Origin of the sequence: Streptomyces sp. NBC_00377 (genome assembly GCF_036075115.1) — a bacterium.
Lineage (GTDB): Bacteria > Actinomycetota > Actinomycetes > Streptomycetales > Streptomycetaceae > Streptomyces.
Map to the genome: position 1 here is coordinate 7872515 of NZ_CP107958.1, position 21774 is coordinate 7894288.

15 protein-coding genes are annotated in these 21774 nt (G+C 72.5%); 5 read left to right on the top strand and 10 right to left on the bottom strand.

The window, feature by feature from the left end; all coding sequences use genetic code 11:
- Positions 1–16 precede the first annotated feature (16 nt).
- The 4 genes from OHS71_RS35070 to OHS71_RS35085 form a co-directional block, all read right to left on the bottom strand.
- Positions 17–1204 (bottom strand): right-handed parallel beta-helix repeat-containing protein, encoded by a 1188-nt coding sequence (locus OHS71_RS35070; protein ID WP_328483329.1) that lies wholly within the window; start codon positions 1202–1204, stop codon positions 17–19.
- Between the two features lie 100 nt (positions 1205–1304).
- Positions 1305–3572: a sensor histidine kinase gene (locus OHS71_RS35075; RefSeq protein ID WP_328483330.1), complete on the bottom strand. Its 2268-nt coding sequence runs from the start codon at positions 3570–3572 to the stop codon at positions 1305–1307.
- Positions 3573–3738: 166 nt separating this feature from the next.
- Positions 3739–4938 (bottom strand): sugar ABC transporter permease, encoded by a 1200-nt coding sequence (locus OHS71_RS35080; protein WP_328484751.1) that lies wholly within the window; start codon positions 4936–4938, stop codon positions 3739–3741.
- Between the two features lie 257 nt (positions 4939–5195).
- On the bottom strand, positions 5196–6284 hold the full coding sequence (locus OHS71_RS35085) for a substrate-binding domain-containing protein (protein ID WP_328483331.1): 1089 nt from the start codon (positions 6282–6284) through the stop codon (positions 5196–5198).
- A gap of 121 nt (positions 6285–6405) precedes the next feature.
- Here OHS71_RS35085 and OHS71_RS35090 point away from each other — a divergent pair, with 121 nt between their 5' ends.
- Entirely contained in the window at positions 6406–8745 is a 2340-nt protein-coding gene (locus tag OHS71_RS35090) for a SpoIIE family protein phosphatase (RefSeq protein ID WP_328483332.1), read from the top strand.
- Complete coding sequence (locus OHS71_RS35095) at positions 8742–9836, top strand: substrate-binding domain-containing protein (protein ID WP_328483333.1); 1095 nt, start codon at positions 8742–8744, stop codon at positions 9834–9836. Before OHS71_RS35090 ends, OHS71_RS35095 begins: the two co-directional genes overlap by 4 nt.
- A gap of 22 nt (positions 9837–9858) precedes the next feature.
- On the opposite strand, the gene OHS71_RS35100 is transcribed toward OHS71_RS35095, so the two are convergent.
- Positions 9859–10143, bottom strand: a complete 285-nt coding sequence (locus tag OHS71_RS35100; RefSeq protein ID WP_328483334.1) for a zinc-ribbon domain-containing protein — start codon at positions 10141–10143, stop codon at positions 9859–9861.
- Positions 10144–10458: 315 nt separating this feature from the next.
- Here OHS71_RS35100 and OHS71_RS35105 point away from each other — a divergent pair, with 315 nt between their 5' ends.
- Positions 10459–11439 (top strand): hypothetical protein, encoded by a 981-nt coding sequence (locus OHS71_RS35105; RefSeq protein ID WP_328483335.1) that lies wholly within the window; start codon positions 10459–10461, stop codon positions 11437–11439.
- 301 nt (positions 11440–11740) lie between these two features.
- On the opposite strand, the gene OHS71_RS35110 is transcribed toward OHS71_RS35105, so the two are convergent.
- The 4 genes from OHS71_RS35110 to OHS71_RS35125 all read right to left on the bottom strand — a co-directional run bounded on the left by OHS71_RS35110 (position 11741) and on the right by OHS71_RS35125 (position 16586).
- On the bottom strand, positions 11741–12439 hold the full coding sequence (locus OHS71_RS35110; RefSeq protein ID WP_328483336.1) for a response regulator transcription factor: 699 nt from the start codon (positions 12437–12439) through the stop codon (positions 11741–11743).
- A gap of 199 nt (positions 12440–12638) precedes the next feature.
- Positions 12639–14012: a D-alanyl-D-alanine carboxypeptidase/D-alanyl-D-alanine endopeptidase gene (dacB, locus tag OHS71_RS35115; RefSeq protein WP_328483337.1), complete on the bottom strand. Its 1374-nt coding sequence runs from the start codon at positions 14010–14012 to the stop codon at positions 12639–12641.
- 151 nt (positions 14013–14163) lie between these two features.
- Positions 14164–15756: a hypothetical protein gene (locus tag OHS71_RS35120; RefSeq protein WP_328483338.1), complete on the bottom strand. Its 1593-nt coding sequence runs from the start codon at positions 15754–15756 to the stop codon at positions 14164–14166.
- A gap of 227 nt (positions 15757–15983) precedes the next feature.
- Positions 15984–16586: a hypothetical protein gene (locus OHS71_RS35125; protein ID WP_328483339.1), complete on the bottom strand. Its 603-nt coding sequence runs from the start codon at positions 16584–16586 to the stop codon at positions 15984–15986.
- A gap of 346 nt (positions 16587–16932) precedes the next feature.
- Between OHS71_RS35125 and OHS71_RS35130 the strand changes: the two genes are divergently transcribed.
- Positions 16933–17226, top strand: a complete 294-nt coding sequence (locus OHS71_RS35130; protein WP_328483340.1) for a DUF6355 family natural product biosynthesis protein — start codon at positions 16933–16935, stop codon at positions 17224–17226.
- A 222-nt stretch (positions 17227–17448) separates the two neighbouring features.
- Here OHS71_RS35130 and OHS71_RS35135 read toward each other — a convergent pair whose 3' ends face one another.
- Positions 17449–18300, bottom strand: a complete 852-nt coding sequence (locus tag OHS71_RS35135; protein WP_328483341.1) for an alpha/beta fold hydrolase — start codon at positions 18298–18300, stop codon at positions 17449–17451.
- Between the two features lie 196 nt (positions 18301–18496).
- Between OHS71_RS35135 and OHS71_RS35140 the strand changes: the two genes are divergently transcribed.
- On the top strand, positions 18497–21436 hold the full coding sequence (locus OHS71_RS35140; RefSeq protein WP_328483342.1) for an AfsR/SARP family transcriptional regulator: 2940 nt from the start codon (positions 18497–18499) through the stop codon (positions 21434–21436).
- Positions 21437–21774: the final 338 nt, after the last annotated feature.

A 21774-nucleotide genomic window follows, 5' to 3' on the forward strand; every position in this document is an offset into this window, starting at 1 on the left:
TGGGAGGTCGGTGGAATCAGCACAGACCGGCGGGCTTCGACGAGCGGCAGGAGTTGCCGGTGAAGGAGTTGCCCTTGCCGCCGGTGTCCGTGACGACCAGGTCCGCCGGGGAGTTGCCCCGCAGCAGGTTGCCGCTGATCCGGTTGCGGTCGCTGGTCGTGCCCACGAAGCTCTTGAACAGGACGATGCCGCCCGACAGCGGGGACTTCCCGACGTTGTCCTTGATCACGTTCTGGGTGACCAGGCTGTCCTCGGCCCCGGTCAGCACGATGCCCGAGCCCTGGAGGGCGTCCAGCCGGGCCGTCTTCGGGCACGATTTGTTGTTGCGCTCGATGAGGTTCTCGCGCACGGTCACGAAGCCGGCCTTCGGCTTGTTCTCGTCGCCGACGACGAACACGGCCGCGCAGTTGCCCGTGAGGTGGTTGTCGGAGACGGTCAGGTTGCGCAGCCGGCGGACGGTGACGCCGATCCGGTTGCCCTCCAGCCGGTTGTGCTCGACCACCGTTCCCTCGGTGTCCGTGGCGCCGAGTTCCTCCTTCACGGAGTTGGCGAGGAACAGGCCCGCGTCGCCGTTGTCCCGGGCGGTGTTGTCGCGGTACACCCCGTGGACGGAGCGCTCCGTGGCGATGCCCCACACCCCGTTCTTCACCGCGGTGACCTTGCGCACGGTCAGCCCGTCGGCGTCCGTGGCGTAGACGCCGTTCTTGGTGAAGCCGGTCACGGTCAGGGAGGCGATGGTGACGTCGCCGACGTTGTTGCCCTTCGTGCCGACGACGCAGATGCCGTTGCCGCTCGCGGCACAGCTGCCCGCGGCCTTGGCTCCCGTCGAGCCCTTAGTCGCCTCGGGGCCCTTGGTTCCCTTCGGTCCCTTCGGCGTCGAGTCCTTCGGGCCCTTCGCTGCGCCCGATCCGGTGCCCGCGGTGGTGCCCGCGGTGGTGCTCGGCGCGGCCGCCGGCTGGAGCACTGTGTGGCGGCCCATGCCGCGCAGGGTGAGGCGCGGGGTGCTCACGTCGACGCTCTGGCGGAAGGTGCCGCGCGTCAGGAGTACGGTGTCGCCCGGCACGGCGGCGTCGACCGCCTTCTGGATCGATTCCCCGGGGTGGACGACGTGGACCGTGGGGTGGGCGGCCGACGGAGCGGCGCCGAGGCCCGTCCCGAGCAGCGCCGCCGTGCACGCCAGATATGCGATATGGCATTTCTTCATATTGTGGACTTTATGGCGCATTGAGGCCGAAACCGGCGCGATGCGCCATCCGGCGGCGTGTCCCGGCCGGCTCCGGCCGGCTGCCGCTCGCGCCCGGCCGTCAGCCGGCAGGTGGACGGCGGTCGCGCCGGGGCGCGCGGCGGGAGAGCCGTCGCGGACGGCCGCCGGGGGACGGCGCGGCCGACAGCTCGCCGGGGGGACGCGTCCCGGCCGGCTCGTCCTGCCACGCCTCGTAGTCCGAGAACGCGTCGCCGGAGTCCTGGCCGCCGTGAGACATCGTGGCGCCCGCGTACCGGGCCTCCGGGGCGGTCTTGAGCAGAGCCAGGGTCAGGGTGTCGGAGTCGGGCAGGGCGTCCGGCGAGAGCTGGGTGACCGAGTCGGGCAGCATGACCAGGGACGTCGTGCCGGACTCCTCGCCGGACGGGCGCAGCTGGACGCGGATGCCGTGCCGTTCGGCGAGTCGGCCCACCACGAACAGCCCCATGTGCTGGGCGATGTCGACGTCCACGGTCGGCGGGTGGGCCAGTTTGTTATTGATCATCGCGAAGTCGTCCGCCTCGAGACCGATGCCCTCGTCATGGATCTCGATCATGATCTGGCCGTCGGGGAGCCGGGCGGCGGTCACCCGCACCTCCGAGCGCGGGGAGGAGAACACGGTCGCGTTCTCCAGCAGCTCGGCGAGCAGATGCACGAGGTCGGGCACGACCGGGCCGCCGATCTGGGCCTCCGGCATGCCGGACAGCCGGATCCGCTCGTACTGCTCCACCTCCGAGGAGGCCGCCCGGACGACGTCGACCAGCGGCAGCGGCTGGTCCCACTGCTGGGCGGGCTTCTCACCGCCGAGCACCAGGAGGTTCTCGCCGTTGCGGCGGACCCGGGTGGCGAGGTGGTCCAGCCGGAAGAGGTTCTCCAGTTGCTCCGGGTCGGTCTCGTTGTCCTCCAGGCTGGTGATGAGGGCCAGCTGCCGTTCGATCAGGGACTGGCCACGATGGGACAGGTTGGTGAAGATCGCGTTGATGTTGCCCCGCAGCAGGGCCTGCTCGGCGGCCAGCCTGACCGCCTCGCGGTGGACGAGGTCGAAGGCGCGGGCGACCTCGCCGATCTCGTCGGTGGTGTCGATCGGGATGGGGAGGACCCGGGTGTCCGCTTCGGCCGAGTCGGGCCCGGACATCTGGTCGATGAGGGCGGGCAGCCGCCGGCCGGCGATCTCGATGGCGGCGGCGCTCAGCCCGCGCATACCGGTGCTCATCGTGCGGGCGACCCAGGAGGCCAGCAGGAAGGCCACGAGCACCGAGGCCAGCACGAGCGCCGCGTTGGTGACGGCGTCGCGGCGCGCCTCGTCGGCGATATCGTGGGCGCTGGTGAGCGCGGTGTCGGTGAGGTTCACCTGGATGCCCCGGTAGGCGTCGAAGCCCAGGGTGGACGCGGCGAAGAACGACTGTGCGGTGATGCCCCGCGCGGCCAGCTCCCCGGTCGGCTTCCCGGCGCCGATCTCGTTGATCATCTCGTCGATACCGGGCGGGGCGACGAACGTCCGGCCCGCCGCCCCGGCCTGGGCGGCGGCCTCCGCCGTCTGCTGCCTGCCCCGCTCCTCGGCGGCGGCCAGCGCCTGCCGCAGCCTGGTCATGTCCTCGGTGGTGCCGGCGCCGGCGTACTCCTGGAGCCCCACCTTCTCGAGGTAGGCGTACGAGCGGAACGAGGCGAGCTGGGAGGCCAGCTCACCCGGGGCGAGCCGGTCGCGGTCCTCCACCAGCAGGTGCGTGCCGATGGACCTGATCAGGGACTCGGCGGCCTGGGTGAGGGACACGGCGTAGAGCGTCCGGCCGAAACTGGCCTGGTTGCTGCTGCCGAAGCCCAGTTCGTTGGAGAGCTCCATCAGCGGGTGCTGGACGGTGTGGTAGCTCTCCTCCGTCTGCACCCCGGTCATCCGGGAGGTGAACGCGTTGGCCCGTACGGCGGCCAGCTGCGCCTCACCCGCGCGCACCAGCTGCACGCGCCGCAGGAGACCGCTGGTCCGCGGCATCCGGGTGACCGCCGCGTCGAACGCGCGTGCGTCCGCGTCGGTGATCGCGCGGGCCTGCGTGACGATGTCCGACGCCTTCGCGTCCGTCAGCAGGGGGATGACCGACAGATCGCGTTCGTTGATCGCGTCGCTCGCGTACTTGTTGCCCGCCTGGACGAGTTCGGCCACCCGGACGGCGTCGTCGGCGTCCTGCCAGGTGTCGATCGAGCGTTTCACCCGAACGCCCCCGAGCACCAGGGCGACGAGCACGGGGATCAGCAGCACGGCCCGGAGCCGTCTGGCCACCGGCCAGTTGCGGGTGAAGGGCTTTCTTCGTCCCTCGTCCGCGGTGGAGTTGTTCGGCACTGTCGACCTATCGCCTGTGGAGCGCCTCGCGCGTGACGCGCCGGTACCCCTCACTACGAGGCGTCGGTGCCATCGCGTTCAAAAGTGGTGCAAGTTTCACGTAAGCGATTGCGCTCGGCCCGCGCACGCGGCCCGTGCGAGCCCGTCCGTCATCCTCGGACGGGCGTCAGGCCCGTCCGTGCGCCTCCTGGGAACGCCGTGACAGCGAGTCGATGATCACCGCGGCGAAGAGCACCCCGCCCGTGATGACGAACTGCACGGCCGGGGGAGTGTCCGTGATCGCCATGCCCGAGGCGATCGACTGGATGACCAGCATGCCCAGCACCGCCGACCAGGTCGTACCGCGTCCGCCGAACAGACTGGTGCCACCGATGACGGCCGCCGCGATGGCGTTGACCAGCAGGACACCCGAGCCCGAACTCTGGCTCACCGAGGTGATGCGCGAGGCCAGGAACAGACCTCCCACGGCGGCCATCGTGCCCGAGGCCGCGAGCACCGCGGTCTGCACCCAGGTCACGTCGAGGCTGGCCCGGCGGGCCGCCTCGACGCTGCCGCCGAGTGCGTAGACCTGCCGTCCGTAGGGGGTGCGGCGAAGCAGGATGTCCAGGCCCGCCACCACCACGATGAAGATCAGCAGGGCGAGCGGCAGACCCTGGAACCGGTTGAGCAGATACGCGGTGCCGAACGCGATCGCCGCGAGCACCGCGGTGCGCACGGAGATGGCGCGCAGCGAGCGGTGCGGCATACCGATGGCCCTGCGCCGCCGCCGGTCCCGGTCGGCGACGAGGAAGACCGCGGCCGCGGCGACCGCCGCCAGTCCGTACGCGACGGCGTCGTCGGTGAAGTAGTAGCTGGTCAGCTTGGCGACCAGCCCGTTCTCGTCGAGGTTGACGGTGCCGCTGTCACCGAGGACGGACAGCATGAGGCCGTTCCAGGTGAGCAGCCCGGCGAGGGTGATCACGAAGGCCGGCACCCGGGTCCTTGCGATGGAGTAGCCCTGGACGGTTCCCGCCACGGTCCCCGCCAGCACCGCGACGACGAGCGCGAGCCACTCGGGCACCCCGTTGTTCACGTTCAGCACGGCGAAGACGGCCGCGGCGAGACCGCTGATCGAGCCGACGGACAGATCGAGCTCCCCGAGCAGCAGCACGAAGACGATGCCGACCGCGATCATCCCGGTGCCCACGATGTCCACGCTGAGGTTGGACAGGTTGCGGGGCGAGAGGAAGTTCTCGTTGAGGGACTGGAAGGTGATCCAGACGACGGCCAGGACGAGGACGACGGGGAGGGCGCCCAGCTCACCGGCGCTCAGCTTGCCCCGCACAGCCGTCACTCCGCTGCGCACGGCGCCGGTGACGGCCCGCATATCGGTCACCACCCCGCCTCCCGGGCGGCCTGCCGTCGGATGACCTCGGCGACGCCGAGGCGCTTGCGCGCGCCGCGCAACGCCGGCAACGGGGGATCCGGCACGGAAACCATCTCCTTCCCGAGGGCGTGGGGCCCGTGCTGCGAGGTCCGGGCTGCAAGGTCCATGCTGCGTCAGGTCGCGGCGGTGCGCAGTCGCTGCGGCGTCCGGCCGGGGCGGCCGGCCGGGCCGTTCGCCCGGGCCGCCGGGCCGTCCGCTCAGGTCAGTCCGGCCCGGACGCAGGCGGCCCGCAGTTCGGGGGTGCAGATCTGCCGGACGGTGTGCAGTCCGTCCCTGACCACCGTGTCCTCCATGTTCTCGGCGGTCACCGACACCGGGGTGAGCAGGACGGCGGCGACCGCGTCCCCGCCGCGCGTCGGCACCTGCTGTTCGGCCACCTGGTCCAGGCTCTCCCCGCGGGCCGCGGCCACGGCCATGGCGCCGCCGGCGGCCGCCTCGGGCCTGAACGGCTTGGCGACGGTCATGTACTGTTCGCCGCCGAGGATGCGCCGCAGGGCGGAGAGCTCCGCGTCCTGCCCGGTGACCGGCGGCAGCGGGTCCGCCTTGTTCGCCTTGAGGGCGGAGATGCTTCCGGCGGCGAGGCCGTCGTTGGCCGCGTAGACCCCGTCGATGGAGTCGAGGCCGAGGGCCGCGATGGCCCCGGACATGTTCATGTGCGCGGTCTCGGTGCGCCACTGCGGCGTGTCGTAGGCCTTGCCGATCTTCACCCTGGTGCCGAGCGCGGACAGCGCGCCCTCCTCGAACGACTTGGTGTTCGGATCACTGGGATCGCCGTTCATCATGACGATCTGCGCCCCCGGCACCTTGTCCCCCATCGCCTTCAGCAGCGCCCGGCCCTGGAGCCTGCCGACCTCCACGCCGTCGAAGGAGACGTAACCCGAGATGGGGCCCTCGGCGAGCCGGTCGTAGGCGATGACGGGGATGTCCGCCTCGTGCGCCTTGGTGACTGCGGGGCCCAGCGACCGGGCGTCCACGGCCACCAGCACGATGACGTCGACCCCGTTGGTGATCATCGAGTCCATCTGTTCCTGCTGGAGGGCCACATCACCCTTGGCGTTGGCGTGTTCGACGACGCAGTCGGCGCACAGTCCGCCGATCTCCTTCTCCAGCAGGGGCCTGTCCTGGGCCTCCCAGCGGGCGGTGGTGGCGTCGGGCAGCAGCAGACCTATGTGCGGCCCGTCCTCTTCGTGGGGGGCGTCGCCGGCGCTCGTCCCGCAGGCCGTCAGGACGACTGCGGTGGAGACCGCGGTCACCGCGGCGGCCGTGGCCCTTATGCAGGCCTTCATGGGTGATACCTGCCATAGACGACAATAAGGTGGATATGTTCGGTTGACCCGTATATGCGATTCTGGTGCTTGGGTGCCCCGATCTCAACCTGTCGGCACCTGCGCCAGGACGGGAGGTACGGTGCGGACATGCCTCGACCAGGCCCTGACCTTCGCCGGTGCGACACTGGCGGCGGTCTACGCGTCCGGGGCCGGCACACGCGAACTCCGACTGGTGGACATGTCCGGAAGCACCTCGTCCGGATCGGCGCCGCCGGAGCGCCTGCTCCTGTCCGGTGACTCGCCCGCGGCACGCGCCTTCCGGACCGAGAGCCCCCTGTGGCTGACCTCCGGGGCCCCGCTCGGTGCGCTGCCGCTCGGCGGCCGGCTGGGCTGCCTCCTCGTCCTCGGAGCCTCGGCGGACGGCTTCGAGACCGAGCAGCGCCGCTTCTGGGAACGGTACGCCGACGCGGTCACCGAACTCCTCCCACCGGGCCCGGACCTGCCGCGGCCGACGCCGCTGCTGGACCCCGCCCTGCGGAGTCTGCGGGCAGGCTTCTTCGTCCTCTCCCCGGACACCGGCCTGATCGAGGCCGACGACACCCTGCTCGAACTGGTCGGCATCACACCCGACGACTTCGACGGCAAGGTCGACACCCTGCTCGCCCACGCCCTCCCCGAGGACATGCACGCCCTGATGTCGGTCCTCGAACTGTCCACCGACGCCTTCGGCCGGCGGGACCTGGAGTTCCGGGTCCGTGGCCCCACCGGCGAGATGCGCTGGCTGAGTCTGAGCTGCCGGGCGGAGGCGGACGCCCACGACGGGCCGCAGCGGGTCCTGGGCGTGGTGACCGCGACCCCGGTACTGCGCCGCGGCGGCGACGACGTCTCCAGGATCCAGTGGCTGACGGCCGCCCTCGACGACGCCGCCACGGTCCGCGACGTCGGCCGGGTGGTCGTCGCGGCCCTGCGCGAGCCGCTGGCCGCCGACCACGTGGCCGTCGCCGCACTCCAGGACGACCGGGTCATGGTGACCGTCCTCGACCCGCCCCAGCCCAGCGCCTGGCCGCAGATCTGGCGCGCCGAGTGGCGCACGGAATGGCCCGACGCGCCCCTGCGCGCCCTGCCCACCCTCCAGGCGGCCCTGCGGGACGGGCGGATGGACCTCTGGCCCGCCGGTACCGCTCTCGAAGCCGGTCTGGCGGGTATCGGCGCCGGGGGACTGGCGGTCCTGCCGCTCCCCGCCAAGGGCCAGGTGGCCGGGGTCTGCCTGGTCGGCTGGGACCGGCCCCACGAGTTCGTGCCCGAGGAGCGGTCCCTGCTCACCGCCACCGCCGCCCTGGTCGGCCAGGCCCTCAAACGCGCCCACGCGCACGACGCCGAGCAGGAACTCGCGACGATGCTCCAGCGCAGCCTGCTGCCCCGGCGGCTGCCCGAACTGCCCGGCGGGACCGCAGTCGCCCGCTACCTGCCCGCCCGGCGCGGATTGCAGGTGGGCGGCGACTGGTACGACGTCATCGCCCTGTCCGAGGACCGGGTGGCCCTGGTCATCGGAGACGTCCAGGGACACAGTGCGGGGGCCGCGACGATCATGGGCCAGATGCGGACGGCGGTCCGCGCCTATGCCACCGAGGGCCACCCGCCCGACGTGGTCGTCTCGCACGCCAACCGGCTCCTGGTCGGCATGGAGACCGACCTGTTCGCCACCTGCTGCTATGCCGAACTCGACATGGAGGAGGGCAACGTCCTCTTCGTCCGGGCCGGACATCTCGCCCCCCTGCTGCGCCTGCCCGACGGCGCCACCGAGGAGGTCGAGGTGGCGGGCGGACCTCCGCTCGGCATCCTCGCGGAGGCGGACTTCCCCATGACGGCCCTCGAACTGGCCCCCGGCACGGTCCTCGCCCTGGTCACCGACGGTCTGGTCGAGGCCGCCGACCTGCACCTGGACGAGGGCATGCGCCGCACACGCGTCGCGCTCGCCGCGGCCGACCCCGCGGATCCGGGCAAGATGGCCGACGAACTCCTCGGCGACGCCGGCCGCCGGGAGGACGACGTGGCGCTGCTGCTCCTGCGCTACGACGGTATGAAGACCCGGCCGGTCAAGGTCGGCTGGATGGTGTGGCGGCTGCCCGACGCCGTCATGCACGCCCGCCGCTTCACGGCGCGCACCCTGCGCCGCTGGAAGGTCCAGGAGACGGCCGACGCCGTGCTCCTGGTCGTCTCCGAACTCGTCACCAACGCCCTGGTGCACACCCAGGGACCGGTCCGTCTCGACCTGATCCTGCGCGGCGACCGGGTGCGCGTCTGCGTGAGCGACGCCTCGCCGCGCGCGCCGGCCAAACCGGTGATCGTCGACTGGGAGGCGACCGGCGGCCGGGGCCTGCTGCTGGTCGAGGCCATGTCGGAGTCGTTCGGCTCGGTCCCGGTGGCCGGCGGCAAACAGGTGTGGAGCGAGATCGCCGTACCGGGAGGAACACCATGAGGACGCGTCGCGGAGCAGTCGTCGCGGTACTCGCCACGGCGCTCCTGACGACGCCTTTGGCCTCCTGCGGCGGAGGCGGCGAGGCGGCCGGGGACGACTTCACCGTCGGCCTGCTGCTGCCGAGCCGCGCGGTCCCGCGCTGGGAACACGCGGACCGGCCGCTGATCGAGGCGCAGGTGAAGAAGAGGTGCGGCGGCTGCCGGGTGGAGTACGCCAACGCCGAGAACGACGTCACCCGGCAGCGCCAGCAGATGATCTCCATGGTCACCAAGGGGGCCAGGGTCCTCATCCTCGACGCCGCCGACACCCGGGCGCTGCGCTCCTCGATCCAGGAGGCGCGCCGGGACGGTGTCCAGGTGATCGCCTACGACCGCCTCGCCGAGGGCCCGATCACCGGCTACGTCGGTTTCGACGGCCTCCAGGTCGGCAGGCTCCAGGGCGAGGCCCTGGTGAAGGCCATGAAACGCGAGGCCGGGAGCCGCGACGTCGTCATGATGAACGGCGATCCCACCAGCCCCAACGCGGCCTCGTACCGCAGGGGCGCGCTCTCCGAGCTCGCCGGCAGGGTCCGGGTCGCCCGGTCCTACAACACCCTGGACTGGAGCACGCAGAACGCCCACACGAACATGTCCGCCGCCATCGCGGCCCTCGGCCCGGACCGGATCGGCGGAGTCCTCGCGGCCAACGACAACATCGCCGCCGGCGTCGTCGCCGCGCTCAAGAGCGCCGGCGTCACCGAGATGCCGCCCGTCACCGGCCAGGACGCCGACCTCGACGCCGTGCGGCGCATCGTCAAGGGCGAGCAGTACATGACGGTCTACAAGCCGTTCGTGAAGGAAGCCGCCGCGGTCGCCGCCATGGCCGTCGCCGTCGGGCGGGGCGAGGACCCCCGTGACAGCGCCAGGACGACCATCGACAGCCCCACCCACCGCCGCATCCCGTCCGTCCTGCTCCAGCCGCATGCGGTGACCGCACAGGACATCCGCCGGACCCTGGTCGAGGGCGGCCTGTACACCATCGCCCAGATCTGCACCCCCGACCTGCGGGCCGCCTGCGTGCGGGCCGAGCTGACCGGCGCAGCGGGCCGGTGAGCCGAGCGGGCCGTACGGCCCGTCAGTGCTGGTACGGCTGCTGCTGCGGCTGCCCGTACGGCCGGCCGCCGACGCCGCCCTGCGCCGTCAGCTGCTCGGCCTGCTCCTTGGTCAGCTTCTGCTCCGCGCCGCAGAACGTGCACTGGGTCGCGTACTTCGTCGAGACCGGGAACAGCGGTACGAAGAACAGCGTGAACTTCGTGACCCGCTTGCGCAGCGTGTGCGCGGCGGGGTTCCCGCAGCGTCCGCACACGAGCGTCAGTATCGCCAGCTGGTAGAGGTATCCCTTGGTGCCGAAGATGATCACGCTGTGCTTCCTTCTGGGTGGGTGTCGATCCGGGTGGGCGTCGGTCCGGCTGGGTGTCCGTATGGAGGGGCGGCCGTCCGGATTCGCAGACCGTACGGACCGGTGGCGGGCCGGACGGATTCCGACCGGTCGCCCGTCCGCCCCGCACAGTCTGGTGCATCGCCGGCTCACCCGGGTGAGCGGCAGGCGGGTCCATGCCCTGGGCCACGCGGGCGATCCCCCGGCCGTGACTGCGGCGGCCGGGTCCCGCCCGGAGCCATGGTCGTCTGGCCGCCGCACTGCGGCGTTCCCGACTTCCCTGCAAGGAAGGGTCCCATGCCCCGAGCCCCCCGTCCGGCGGTTGTCACCGCCGCCGTCCTCGCTTTCGGCCTGCTCGCCACGGCTCCGGCCACGGGAGACGAGCCGAACGTCTCCGCACCGCGCGTCGTCGCCCACTTCGACCTCGCCCGGGGAGAGTCACCGGAGAACATCGCGCTCGAACCCGACGGCTCCGCCGATCTGACGTTCTCCAACGCCCGGCAGGTCGTCAACGTCACCCGGCAGGGCCGGACGCGGGTCCTCGCGACGCTGCCCGCGGTGGCGAACCCGCACACGCCCGTCGTCGGCGCGGCCGTCGTCCTCGGCATCGCCCGCGCGCAGAACGGCACCCTCTTCGTCAACTACGCCACCGGCACCGCCGCGACCGGCATCTGGCGCATCCCGGCCGGCGGCGGCAAGCCCCGGCAGATCGCGCAGCTGCCGCCGACCGGATTCCCCAACGGCCTCGCCCTCGACGAGCGCCGGGGTGTGCTCTACGCCGCCGACTCGGTGCTGGGCACGATCTGGCGTGTCCCGCGCTCCGGCGGCACGCCCAAGGCGTGGGCCACGGGAGCCGCGCTGGAGCCGCGCAACCCGCGGCCCGCGGCCCGGGTCGGGGCCAACGGCCTGCGGTTCCACCGCGACGCCGTGTGGGTGTCCAACACCAATGCCGGGACGCTGATGCGCATCCGCGTCCGCCAGAACGGCTCCGCCTGCGCGATCGAGACCCGGGCGACCCAGCTCTACGCGATCGACGACTTCGGGTTCGTCGAGCGGCACCGCGACACGGCTCTCGTCGCGCTGACCGGCGGCAGCGAGGTCGCGATGGTCCGCCCGGACGGCACCCATCGAGTCGTCCTCACCTCCAAGGACGGGCTGTCCAACCCCACCTCCGTGGCCGTACGCGGCCGGACCGCCTACGTCCCGGGCGCGGCGTACTTCACGCAGCGGGACCCGAACCTGCTGCTGGCCCGCGTGCACCTGCGCGACCGCGGCTAGGGCCTCTCGTTCGGATCAGGTCGGCCTGACTCACGGTGCCTTGTGGGCCGGCCCGAGCGGGGTGTGGTGTGCAGCTGCAAGGCGGAGGAGGGAGTCGACGCGATGGGGGTCCCCCCGGTCGAGTGAAGCCGAGAGTGGGGGAGTCGGCGACCGACGACAACGCCGCAGATGTGCGTGCCACACCCCGCGACGCGCGACCTGATCGGAAACGACAGGCCTCGGGTCCGTCCGCCGGACGCGGCCCCGTACCCGCAGGGCGGGTACGGGGCCGGGAGCGGAACGGGGGAGGGGCCGGGCCGGGTCAGGCCGCCGGCTGGACCAGCCCGTACTCGTACGCGAAGGCGACCGCCTGGACCCGGGCGCGGGCGCCGATCTTGGTGAGGATGTGGCTCACGTGTGATTTGACCGTGGTCGGGGCGATGGAGAGCCGGGCGGCGATCTCCGCGTTGGACCAGCCGGAGGCGACGGCGACGAGGACGTCGCGTTCGCGCTCGGTGAGGGAGGCGATTCCGGTCGCCCGCTCGCCGTGGCGCGGGGCCCGTGCGTGGCGGACGGTGTCGATGAGCGCGCGGGTCAGTTCGGGGGTGATGACCGCGTCTCCGGCGGCCACGATGCGGATGGCAGCGGTCAGTTCGTGGGCCGTGGAGTCCTCGATGAGGAATCCGCCGGCGCCCGCGCGCAGGGCGGCGTAGGCCTGCCCCTCGTGACCGGTCGAGGTCAGCACCAGGATCCGCGGCGGCTGCCCGTCCGGCCCGGCGGGTCCGTGGACCGCCGTCAGGTGTGACGGGTGTGCGATGCGGCGAATGGTCTCGGTGCCGTCCGTCCGGGAGCGGTCGCCGCCCATCAGGACGACGTCGGGACGGAGCGCGGCGCTCATACGGACCGCTTCGGCCCCGTTCGCCGTGTCGCCCACGACGGTGAGGTCGGGCTCGGCGCTCAGGAGCATGCGCAGACCGACGCGCTGGAGGGACTGGTCGCTGACGATGAGTACGGAGGCCATGGCTGTGTTCTCCATGCGAGTGGGGGTGTACGCCTCTCATGAACGAAACTGTTTCGTTCACTTGCTGGCCAGCGTAACCCTCCGGCTCATCGAAACGGTAGCGTCTTCTTGTGGCTTGGGTCACACCTGAAAAGTCCCGGTCCGGGAGGCAAGAAGGGCCGGACCCCCAGGGGGGCCCGGCCCGTGCTTCGCGTCCGCGCTAGGCCCAGCAGCCGTTCACCGTCGCCGCGAGCCCGTCCATGGCGTCCTTGATCTCGCCGGGGTCGGCCGTGGAGCCGTTCTCGATGAAGGAGAACACCTTCCACTTGCCGTCCTTGCCCTGCGTGAGGCCGCTCAACGCGATGGCCCCCGTGAGGGTGCCGGTCTTCGCGTGCACCTTGCCGACGGCGCACTTGGAGTTCACGTCGTCGAATCGGCCCCACTCGGGCCCGAGAGTGCTGCCGGCCTCACCCGAGACGGGCAGTCCGTCCAGAATGGAGCTCAGGGTGGCGGAGTAACGGGATTCCGTCAGCAGTTCGAGGATTTCCGCGAGTGTGGCGGCCGGAATGCGGTTGGCCCGCGAGAGGCCGCTGCCGTCGTGGATCTCGAAGTTCTTCAGGGACACGCCGTACCGCAGGCTCAGCACCTGACGCACGACCTCCGTGCCGGCCTCGAAGGTGGCCGGGCGGTCCGCGCCGAGGGCGGTCATCCGCAGCAGGGTCTCGGCGATGTTGTTGTCGCTCACCTTGATCATCGTGTGGACGATGTCCGACAGCGGCGCCGACCGGTGCCGGGCCACCGGTACGTCGTGCGGTCCCGCCTCGGCACGGGTGACGGCGCCGTCGACGGTGACCCCGGCCGCGGTGAGCTGCCGGGCGAAGACCTGCCCGGCGTCGATCGAGGTGTCCTGGACACCGTGCCCGTCGACGACCAGCGCGCGCACCGGTGCCACGGAGTCGGGGTAGTAGCCGCTGTTCCAGCCGACCGCCAGGGTCGGTTCGCCGAAGAGGCTGTCGTCGACGGCGACCTTCACCGACATCAGCCCCGCCGCCTTCAGGCCGGCGACCGCCGTGTTCGCCAGTTCGGCGAGGTCGGCACTGGTCAGGGTGCGGTCGCCGCCCCCGATCACGGTCAGCGTGCCGTTGCCGTACACGACCCGGGTGGTGAACCTGTGGTCCGGGCCGAGCACCGTCAGGGCGGCGGTCGCCGTGGCGAGTTTGGTGTTGGACGCCGGCATCAGCGCGGTCGCGCCGTTGTGGTCCCACAGGGTGGTGTCCGTCCCGGAGTCGAGCACCACACCGCTGACCGTGGAACCCAGCCGCCGGTCGACGACCCGGGCCTCGAGGTTGGTGACCATCTGCTGGTCGTCCGCGTCGAGAGTCCGGGCCGCCGATGTGCCCTTGGCCGTCGTGCCGATCCCCTTCTCGGCGGCGAACGCCGAGGGGCCGGCCAGGGCCGCCGACGTGACGGGCAGGGCCAGTGCGAGCACGACCGCCCGCCGGACACCGGTGCCGCTCTGCTTCGCCTTGCGGTGACGGCGCCGACCGCCCGGAGCAAAGGAATGCACGGGAGTTTCCGCCATTATGTCGTTCATGGAGTATCTCAAGGCTTTCGTGTGGGGGCCCTGCGCGAGAGAAATCCGGCGCACCTTATCACCCGTCACATCGGCCTAGGAGTAACCGAGTCGGCAATTGACGGCTGTTCAACGAACCGCAATTCCCGGTCTTTTCACTCCGAATTCCTCATCAGAGCCCCGTCCCCAGGCTCTGTGTCGTGTAGGCGCACTCCGTGTAGATGTAGCCCGACTGGAGCTTGGCCGTGTCCGAGGCGGGGGTGGCCAGGCTGTCGCCCTTGGGCTTGTGCAGGAAGTAGGTGGTGCCGACCGGCAGGCTGATCGTGCGCTGCGGATAGTTCCTACCGCTGTCGTTGCACGGCTCGAAGGACGGGTTGAGGGTGCTGCCGAGGGAATAGGCCTTGCAGCTGCCGCACGCCTTGAGGGTGAAGCTGCCCGTGACCGGACCCGTGTAGAGGACCGTGACCTCGTCGGGGCTGTCGTTCTGCACGGTGACCGAGATGCTTCCGCCGGTGCGGTTCGTCGGCAGCTTCCTGCCCGCGGCCGGCACGGTCTGGGCTACCTCCGCCGCTATCGCGATCTTCGTCGCCAGGGCCGCGTTCTTGGCGGTCTTGTGGTCGGAGACGTACTCGGCCATCGTCGTCCGCGCCGACTCGAAGTCCCCGTCGCGGTACTGGTCCACGCCGCAGGTGTACGCGCCGGCGTCCGCGCTGCCCGCGGCCCGCTGGGCGTCCTTGTCGAGAGCGGCGCCGACGTCGGCCTGTCCGGCCTGGAGGCCGTCGATCTGCGAGCCGAGCGTGCTCAGCCGCTGGACGGCCGCGCAGGGTTCGGCCCCGTTCAGGTCCTTCTGGGTACGGGTGACGGCGGCGGCCACGGACGGCTCGACCTTCGCGGACTGGTCCGACTCGGGGAACGTGGACAGCAGCTCCCCGTACTGCGACGCCCAGGTGGCCTCGCCGGCCGTGAGCGCCTTCGACGCGCACTCGTACAGCGAGGTGGCAAGCCGGTCGTCGGGCCAGGTCCTGAGCGTGCCGAGGTCCGTCCCGGGCAGGCTCTTGGGAACCGTGCGCAGATACTTCAGCGGCTCCACCGCCTGGCAGTAGTCGCCCTGCGCGTACGGGGCGCCGACCGTCGTGTAGTACGTCTTCATCCGTGCGGGCACCCGCTCGGCCGCCCGGGAGCCCGGGTGGTCGGACCTGAGGTCCGCATAGACCGAGAGCGCCTTGCGGTAGTCGGCACGGGCCGACTCGAACGACCGGTCACCGGCGGCCTGCACCAGCCGGTCGGCCTCGTCGAGCCGGTCGAGCAGCATCTGCTGGGTCGCCTCGTCCCGCGCGTCGTCGTACAGCACGACGCCCGCGGCCGGGACGACGAGCAGGAGCAGCGCGAGCCCGAGCGCCAGCGGCGCGCGCCGCAGCCCCGCGAGCGGAGTGCGCAGGCCCACGCGCGCACCGTGCGCCGCCGCCGCGGCGAGGAACACGCCGTACAGGACGAGGGCGGAGTCCGGCACACCGTCCGGATCCGCCGGCAGCGCCACGAACAGCAGGACGGCGGTGGCGGCCCAGCACAGCCCCATCAGGACCCAGCGGCGCACCAGCGCGTAGCCCAGGCCCAGACCGCTGAGGTTGAGCACGGCCACCGCGACGGCCCGCGCGCCGTCCGCCGGGGCCGGCGGTGGAGCCGGCGGGGCCGGCGGCATGGGCGGGACGTAGTAGAAGGTGTTCTGGTCGGTGTCGTCGTATCTGCCGTACTGGTCCCCCGACATGGCGGCTCCCCCCGATCAACTGCGCCCGCACGTCTACGATTTGTCAGTGTACGGGCGAAGCGGGCGGGCCGACAGGGGCGAAAGGGTTCCCGCATACGATCCGTGACGGGACCGTGACGGGACAGGCCCGGCCGGGGAGCGGGCCGTGTGGGGGCGCAGACGTCGGCCGGGCCGCCACGCGGGGGCATGCGTGGCGGCCGCGGCTTCGCTATCGCGTCAGGCATGGGTCAGGCCGCGCCTCCCGCCGTCTTCTTGCGGCGCAGGGCGTACAGGCCGGTGCCGGCGACGGCGAGGAGGCCGAGTCCGGCGGCGGTCGACGTGGGGGTGGCGAGGGCGCCTCCACCGGTGTGCATGCCGCCGCTGGGCTTGTCGTGCTCCTTGCTCCAGCCGCCGGACTCCTCCTTGCCGCCGCTCCAGGAGTCGTTGCCGTTCTCCCGGGAGCTGTCCGAGCCCTCCGCGGACTTGTCCTTGTAGGTCTCGGGGTCGAAGCGGGGGTCCTTGGCGGCGCCGCGGTCGGTGCTGTCGCCGGTCAGGGCCAGTGCGCCGCCGCCGGTGTGGATGCCACCGTGCGGGGAGTCGTGCTCCTTGCCGTGCTCCTTGCCGTGCTCTTCTTTGCCGTGCTCTTCCTTGCCCGAGGAGGAGTCCTCCTCCTTGCCGTAGGAGGAGTCCTCCTCCGTGCCGTGTTCCGAGCTGTACGAGGAGGTGTCCTCCTTGGTGTAGGACGAGTCGTCGTGGTCCGTGTCACCGCCGACCGCGTAGGCGCCCGGGGCGCCGATGGCGAGGGCGGCCGAAGCCGCCGCGGTGGCCAGGATCAAGCGAGCAGAACGCATCTGATGGTCCTTCCGTCACGACCGGGCAGCCGACACCTCGTCAGCTGACACGACCCGGCCCGACGTGATCCACCGTCAGCCAGCGAGCGCCTCTCCACCACTCAAGGCGCTCACCCGGGTGAAACCGTCGGCCGTACCGGCGATCTCCGCCGTCGGGTCGTTCTTCCGGGGTGATCACTCCGACGGAGCAGCGGCGAAACGATTCGCGGGGTGAACGGGCCGCGTGTGCGGTCAACTCCGGCGAGCCCGCCACGATCCTGGTGCGGCTGCCGGTCCGCACCGGACCTGCGCCTTTTCCCGTGCCGACCCGGTCTTCCGACCTTCATTTCACCCAAGGAGATCCGCTGTGCGTGTTCGTCGTACGGTGCTCAGCACCATCGGTTCCGTCGCTCTCGTGCTCACCTCGCTGGGCGCGCTGACGGCCGCCACCGCGAGCCCCGCGGCCGCTGACCCCTGCGGCTTCTACGAGACCGGTTCCGACGCCTTCTACAACCACTGCACCTCCGACGGCTCGCGCGTGGTCATCAAGGTGGACGTGGCCTGGGCCGCCGACTACGAGCGGTGCGTCGGCCCCGGCATCTCGTGGCTGGGCTCCGCCGACAAGATCCAGGGAGCCCACTACACCGGCCGTACCTGCTGACAGGCGGTCACACCCGGTTCCCGGGGCCCCGGGCGAGGTCGTCCCGGGGCCCCGAGCGCGTGTTTCGCCGGTCCGGCGGGCTCCGGGGCGACGGCGCCGTGCGCCTCCGGTCCGCCGGTCACGCCGACCGGTCACTCCGGGCCGCCGGTCGGCAGCCGGCCCCGGCCGTCATTCCGGGCCGCCGGTCGGCAGCCGGCCGGGCCGGGCCGGCGCTCCGGGCGGTCAGGCCAGGACGGTCAGCAGGTGGTCGGCGAACTCCTTCGGGGACTCGACGGCTGCGAGGTGGCCGCCGGGGAACTCCACCAGCCCGGATCCCAGGAGCTCCGCGAGGCGCGCGGCGGGCCCGTACAGCGGCAGCCGGCCGCGGGAGTCGCGCCCCGCGGCCGGCACCAGTTTGTGGGCCACGGGGCGCAGGGCCGCGAGGTCGGGCAGGGCGGAGGAGAAGGGGCACAGCACCCGCCCGAGGAAGACGGGCAGGTTGGCGCGCATCCGGCCGGCCATCTCCTGGATCCCCGGAGGCAGTTCCGTCGGTTGCCGCGCCGGCGCACGCTCGGCCGCCCCGTCCGCCAGGCCCTCGCCGAGCCGGGTCATGGCGGCGTCGGCACCCTCGGCGCGGAGGATCTCGCGCACCTCGGCGAACAGGGCCCGAGGAGGGACGGGGTCCTCCAGCAGTTCCAGCAACGGCGGCTCGTGCGCGACCACGCGGCGCAGCCGCTCCGGGTGCCGGGCGAGGAGTTCCACCGCGACCACGGCGCCGGAACTGCACCCGAGGACCACCGCCTCCTCGTCTCCGGCGAACCGTTCGAGCAGCCGGCGGGCGTCGTCGCTCCACACCTCCACCCGTTCGTCGGTGCGGGGTGCGTCCGCCGGGCCGTCGAGAGGGCTGCGGGACATGCCGCGCGGGTCGTACGAGACCACGGTGTACCGGGTGGCCAGTTCCGGCGCCATGCCCGCGTACAGGCCGGCGTCCCCCGCGCCGCCGGGAATGAGCAGCAGGACGGGTCCGCTGCCGAGCGTCTCGTAGTGCAGGGTGGCGCCGGGCACTGCCAGGGCGCCGGTCCGGTGCGGGTGCATCACGTGCTCCTGTCGGTCGTCGGCACGGCACGCGCCGTCCGGCTTCCTAGTATCCCTAGGTTTTCACCTAGCTCAACTAGTTTTCAGTGCGTCGCGGGCGCCTTCGGGAGAGCCCGAACGCGTTGGGGGTAACGCTGGGTAACGTCTCTCCTGTCGTACAGTCGGAGCCGGGGAGGAAGACCGGAGAGGGGATGACGTGCCGCTGGAGCCGGTGCGGTTCGCGGTCCTGGGGGCGGTTCGGGTCTTCCGGGGGGACGTGGAACTGGAGCTCGGAGGGCCGCAGGAACGTGCCTTCCTGGCCCTGCTCCTGGTCGGGGCGGGGCGGCCGGTGGCCGTGGGCGACATCGTCGACGTGCTCTGGGGAGCGGACCCGCCGCGCAGCGCGGTCAACGTCGTCCGGCGTCACGTGGGTGCGCTGCGCCGGCTGCTGGAGCCCGGCCTCGCCGCCCGCGCGGAGGGCCGCAGGCTGATACGGGACGCAGGCGGATACCGGCTGGTGACCGACGGTGACTCCGCGGACCTCCTGACGTTTCGCGCGTTGTGCGAGGAAGGGCGCAGGACCGCGGACAGCTCACCCGGGCAGGCCCTCGAACTCCTCACCGAGGCACTGTCGTTGTGGCGCGGGCCGCTCGCCGCGGGCATCCCCGAGCAGGCCCGCGCGCACCCGGCGTTCGACGCCGTGGACCGCGAGCGGCTCGCCGCCGTACGGCAGGCGGCCGGCGCCGCGCTGCGCGCCGGAAGACCGGAGGCGGTCCTGCCCGAGCTGCGGGAGGCCGCGGCACGGCACCCGTTGGACGAACCCCTCCAGGCGGCACTGCTCCTCTCGCTCGCGGCGGTCGGCCACCGCTCACAAGCCCTGGCCGTGTACGAGGCCGTACGGGCGCGGCTGGCCGAGGAACTGGGGATCGACCCCGGCGCGGACCTGCGCGACGCCCGCGACACGGTGCTGTCGGAGACGCAGGGGGCAGGGGCCCGGCGAGTGGAGGATGCCCAGGACGCACTTGGGGCACCCGGCCCCGACGGGGTGCGGGGTCCGTGCTCGGGCCCGGACGACGCCGTGGCGCCGGGGGCTGCCCCGACGCTGCCGGCCGTTTTCTCGCCGCCCGCCCAACTGCCGCACGACATACCGGCCTTCACCGGGCGGAGCGCCGAACTCGACGAGGCTTTCGCGCTGTCCGGTGCGGACGGCCCCCGGCCTGGGACCGTGGTGATCAGCGCCATCCGCGGAATGGCGGGCATCGGCAAGACCACACTCGCGGTGCACTGGGCGCACCGGGTCGCCGACCGCTTCCCCGACGGCCAGCTCTACGTCAATCTGCGCGGCTTCGATCCGTCCGGCGCCGTCATGGACCCGGGGGAGGCGGTCCGGGGGTTCCTCGACGCGCTCGGGGTGCCGCCGGAACGGGTCCCGTACGGCGTCGACGCCCAGGCCGCGCTCTACCGCAGTGTGCTCGCCGGCCGGCGGGTCCTCGTCGTGCTGGACAACGCCCGTGACACCGAGCAGGTGCGGCCGCTGCTGCCCGGCTCGCCCGGCTGCCTCACCCTCGTGACCAGCCGAAGCGGGCTGCCGGGGCTCGTCGCCGCCCATGGCGCCCACTGCGTGACCCTGCACCCCTTCGACACGGCCCAGGCCCGGGCTTTCCTGGTCCGCAGACTGGGCGCCGAGCGGGTCGCGGCCGAGCCCGCCGCAGCGGACGAGATCAGCGACCTGTGCGCCGGACTGCCCCTCGCCCTCGCCTGCGTGGCCGCCCGGGCCGCCGGTCACCCGCACTTCCCGCTCGCCGCCGTCGCCGGCGAACTGCGCGAGGCCCACGGCAGTCTCGACGCCTTCGCGCGCTCCGACGCCTCCGTGGACGTCGGCACCGTCTTCTCCTGGTCCTCCCGCGCGGTCTCGGCCGCGGCCGCCCGGCTGTTCCGTCTGCTCGCCCTGCACCCCGGTCCTGACTTCTCCCTGCCGGCCGCGGCCTCCCTCGCGGGCCTGCCCGCACGCCGGACCCGGCCGCTGCTGGCCGAACTGACCGGCCTGCACCTCGTCACCGAACACAGTCCCGGCCGCTACGGTTTCCACGACCTGCTGCGCGCCCACGCCGCCGAACTCGTCGACGAGCGCCACACCGGAACGGACCGCAGGGCGGCCCTGAACCGGCTGTACCACCACTACCTGCACACCGCCCACGCCGCGGACGTGCTGCTGGCACCCAACGCCGACCCGCTGCCCCCGCCCCCCGCGCCCGAAGGCGTCCACCCCGAACCCCTGGCCGACGACAGCCGCGCCCTGGCCTGGCTCACCGCCGAGCACGCGGTGCTGCTCGCCGTGGTCGACGCGGCCGCCGCCTCGGGGCAACCCGCGCAGGAACGTCTCGCCTGCCAACTCGCGTGGGCCCTGGAGCCGTTCTTCGACCGGCGCGGACACTGGCACGACGGGCTCGCCGTGCAGCGCACCGCCCTCGATGCCGCCCGACGGCTCGCCGATCCCGGACTGGAGGCCCGCGGCCTGCGCGGACTGGGCCGCGTGGAGGGCCGGCTCGGGCTGCACTCCCGGGCCGTTCCCCGGCTGGAACGGGCCCTGGAACTCTTCACCGAGCTGGACGACGCCACCGGCCGCGCCCAGACCCACCGCAGTCTGGGCTGGGAACGCGAGCAGCAGGGCGACCTGGCCGGGGCTCTGCGGCACAACCAGGTCGCCCTCGGCCTGTTCCGTGCCCTCGGCGAACGCGCCGCGCAGGCCAGCGTCCTGAACTCGGTCGGCTGGTACCACGCCCTGCTCGGCGAGTACCGGCACGCCCTGACGCACTGCTTCGAGGCGCTGACCATGCTCCAGCAACTCGGCGACCGCTACGGCCAGGCCGCCACCTGGGACAGCATCGCCTACGCCCACCACCACCTCGGCCGGCACCCGCACGCCCTCCTCGGCTACCGCAACGCCCTCGCCCTGCTGAGGGACCTGGGTGTGCCGTACGTCGAGGCGGACATTCTCGTCCGGGTCGGTGACACCCACCTCGCCACCGGCGATCACGAGGGCGCCCGCACGGCGTGGGAGCAGGCCCTTGTCCTCCTGCGGGCCCTGAACCACCCGGACGCCGAGCGTGTCGAGGCCCGGCTGACCGCACGGGAGGGGCACGCCGGTGCCGTCTGAAGCCCCGCCCCTGCCCGCACACCGGCACCGGCACCGGCCCCGGCACCGGCCTTCGCCGGCCTCCCCGCGCCGATTCGGGACGGCATCCCGCCAGTGCGAGGGCCCCGCGCCCGGGGCGGTGTCCCGCCCTCCCGGACCTGACGGGTCGGCAGTGTCCCGGCTCCCCGGCGCCGACGGGTGGGGGATGTTCCGGCTCCTCGGTTCCGACACGGCAGCGGTAGGGCGGCCTCTCGGCTCCGACACGGCGGCGGTAGGGCGGCCTCTCGGCTCCGACGGCTCGGTCGTAGCGTGTGCGGTCCTGCCCGTGAGGCTCGGTCCGATCGCGCCGCCGGGCCGGG

Excerpts from the sequence above, each read along its gene's own strand:
- OHS71_RS35070 (WP_328483329.1), bottom strand. The coding sequence starts at position 1,204 with ATGAAGAAATGCCATATCGCATATCTGGCGTGCACGGCGGCGCTGCTC.
- OHS71_RS35080 (WP_328484751.1), bottom strand. The coding sequence starts at position 4,938 with ATGCGGGCCGTCACCGGCGCCGTGCGCAGCGGAGTGACGGCTGTGCGG.
- OHS71_RS35085 (WP_328483331.1), bottom strand. The coding sequence starts at position 6,284 with ATGAAGGCCTGCATAAGGGCCACGGCCGCCGCGGTGACCGCGGTCTCC.
- OHS71_RS35095 (WP_328483333.1), top strand. The coding sequence starts at position 8,742 with ATGAGGACGCGTCGCGGAGCAGTCGTCGCGGTACTCGCCACGGCGCTC.
- OHS71_RS35105 (WP_328483335.1), top strand. The coding sequence starts at position 10,459 with ATGCCCCGAGCCCCCCGTCCGGCGGTTGTCACCGCCGCCGTCCTCGCT.
- OHS71_RS35110 (WP_328483336.1), bottom strand. The coding sequence starts at position 12,439 with ATGGCCTCCGTACTCATCGTCAGCGACCAGTCCCTCCAGCGCGTCGGT.
- dacB (WP_328483337.1), bottom strand. The coding sequence starts at position 14,012 with ATGAACGACATAATGGCGGAAACTCCCGTGCATTCCTTTGCTCCGGGC.
- OHS71_RS35120 (WP_328483338.1), bottom strand. The coding sequence starts at position 15,756 with ATGTCGGGGGACCAGTACGGCAGATACGACGACACCGACCAGAACACC.
- OHS71_RS35125 (WP_328483339.1), bottom strand. The coding sequence starts at position 16,586 with ATGCGTTCTGCTCGCTTGATCCTGGCCACCGCGGCGGCTTCGGCCGCC.
- OHS71_RS35135 (WP_328483341.1), bottom strand. The coding sequence starts at position 18,300 with ATGCACCCGCACCGGACCGGCGCCCTGGCAGTGCCCGGCGCCACCCTG.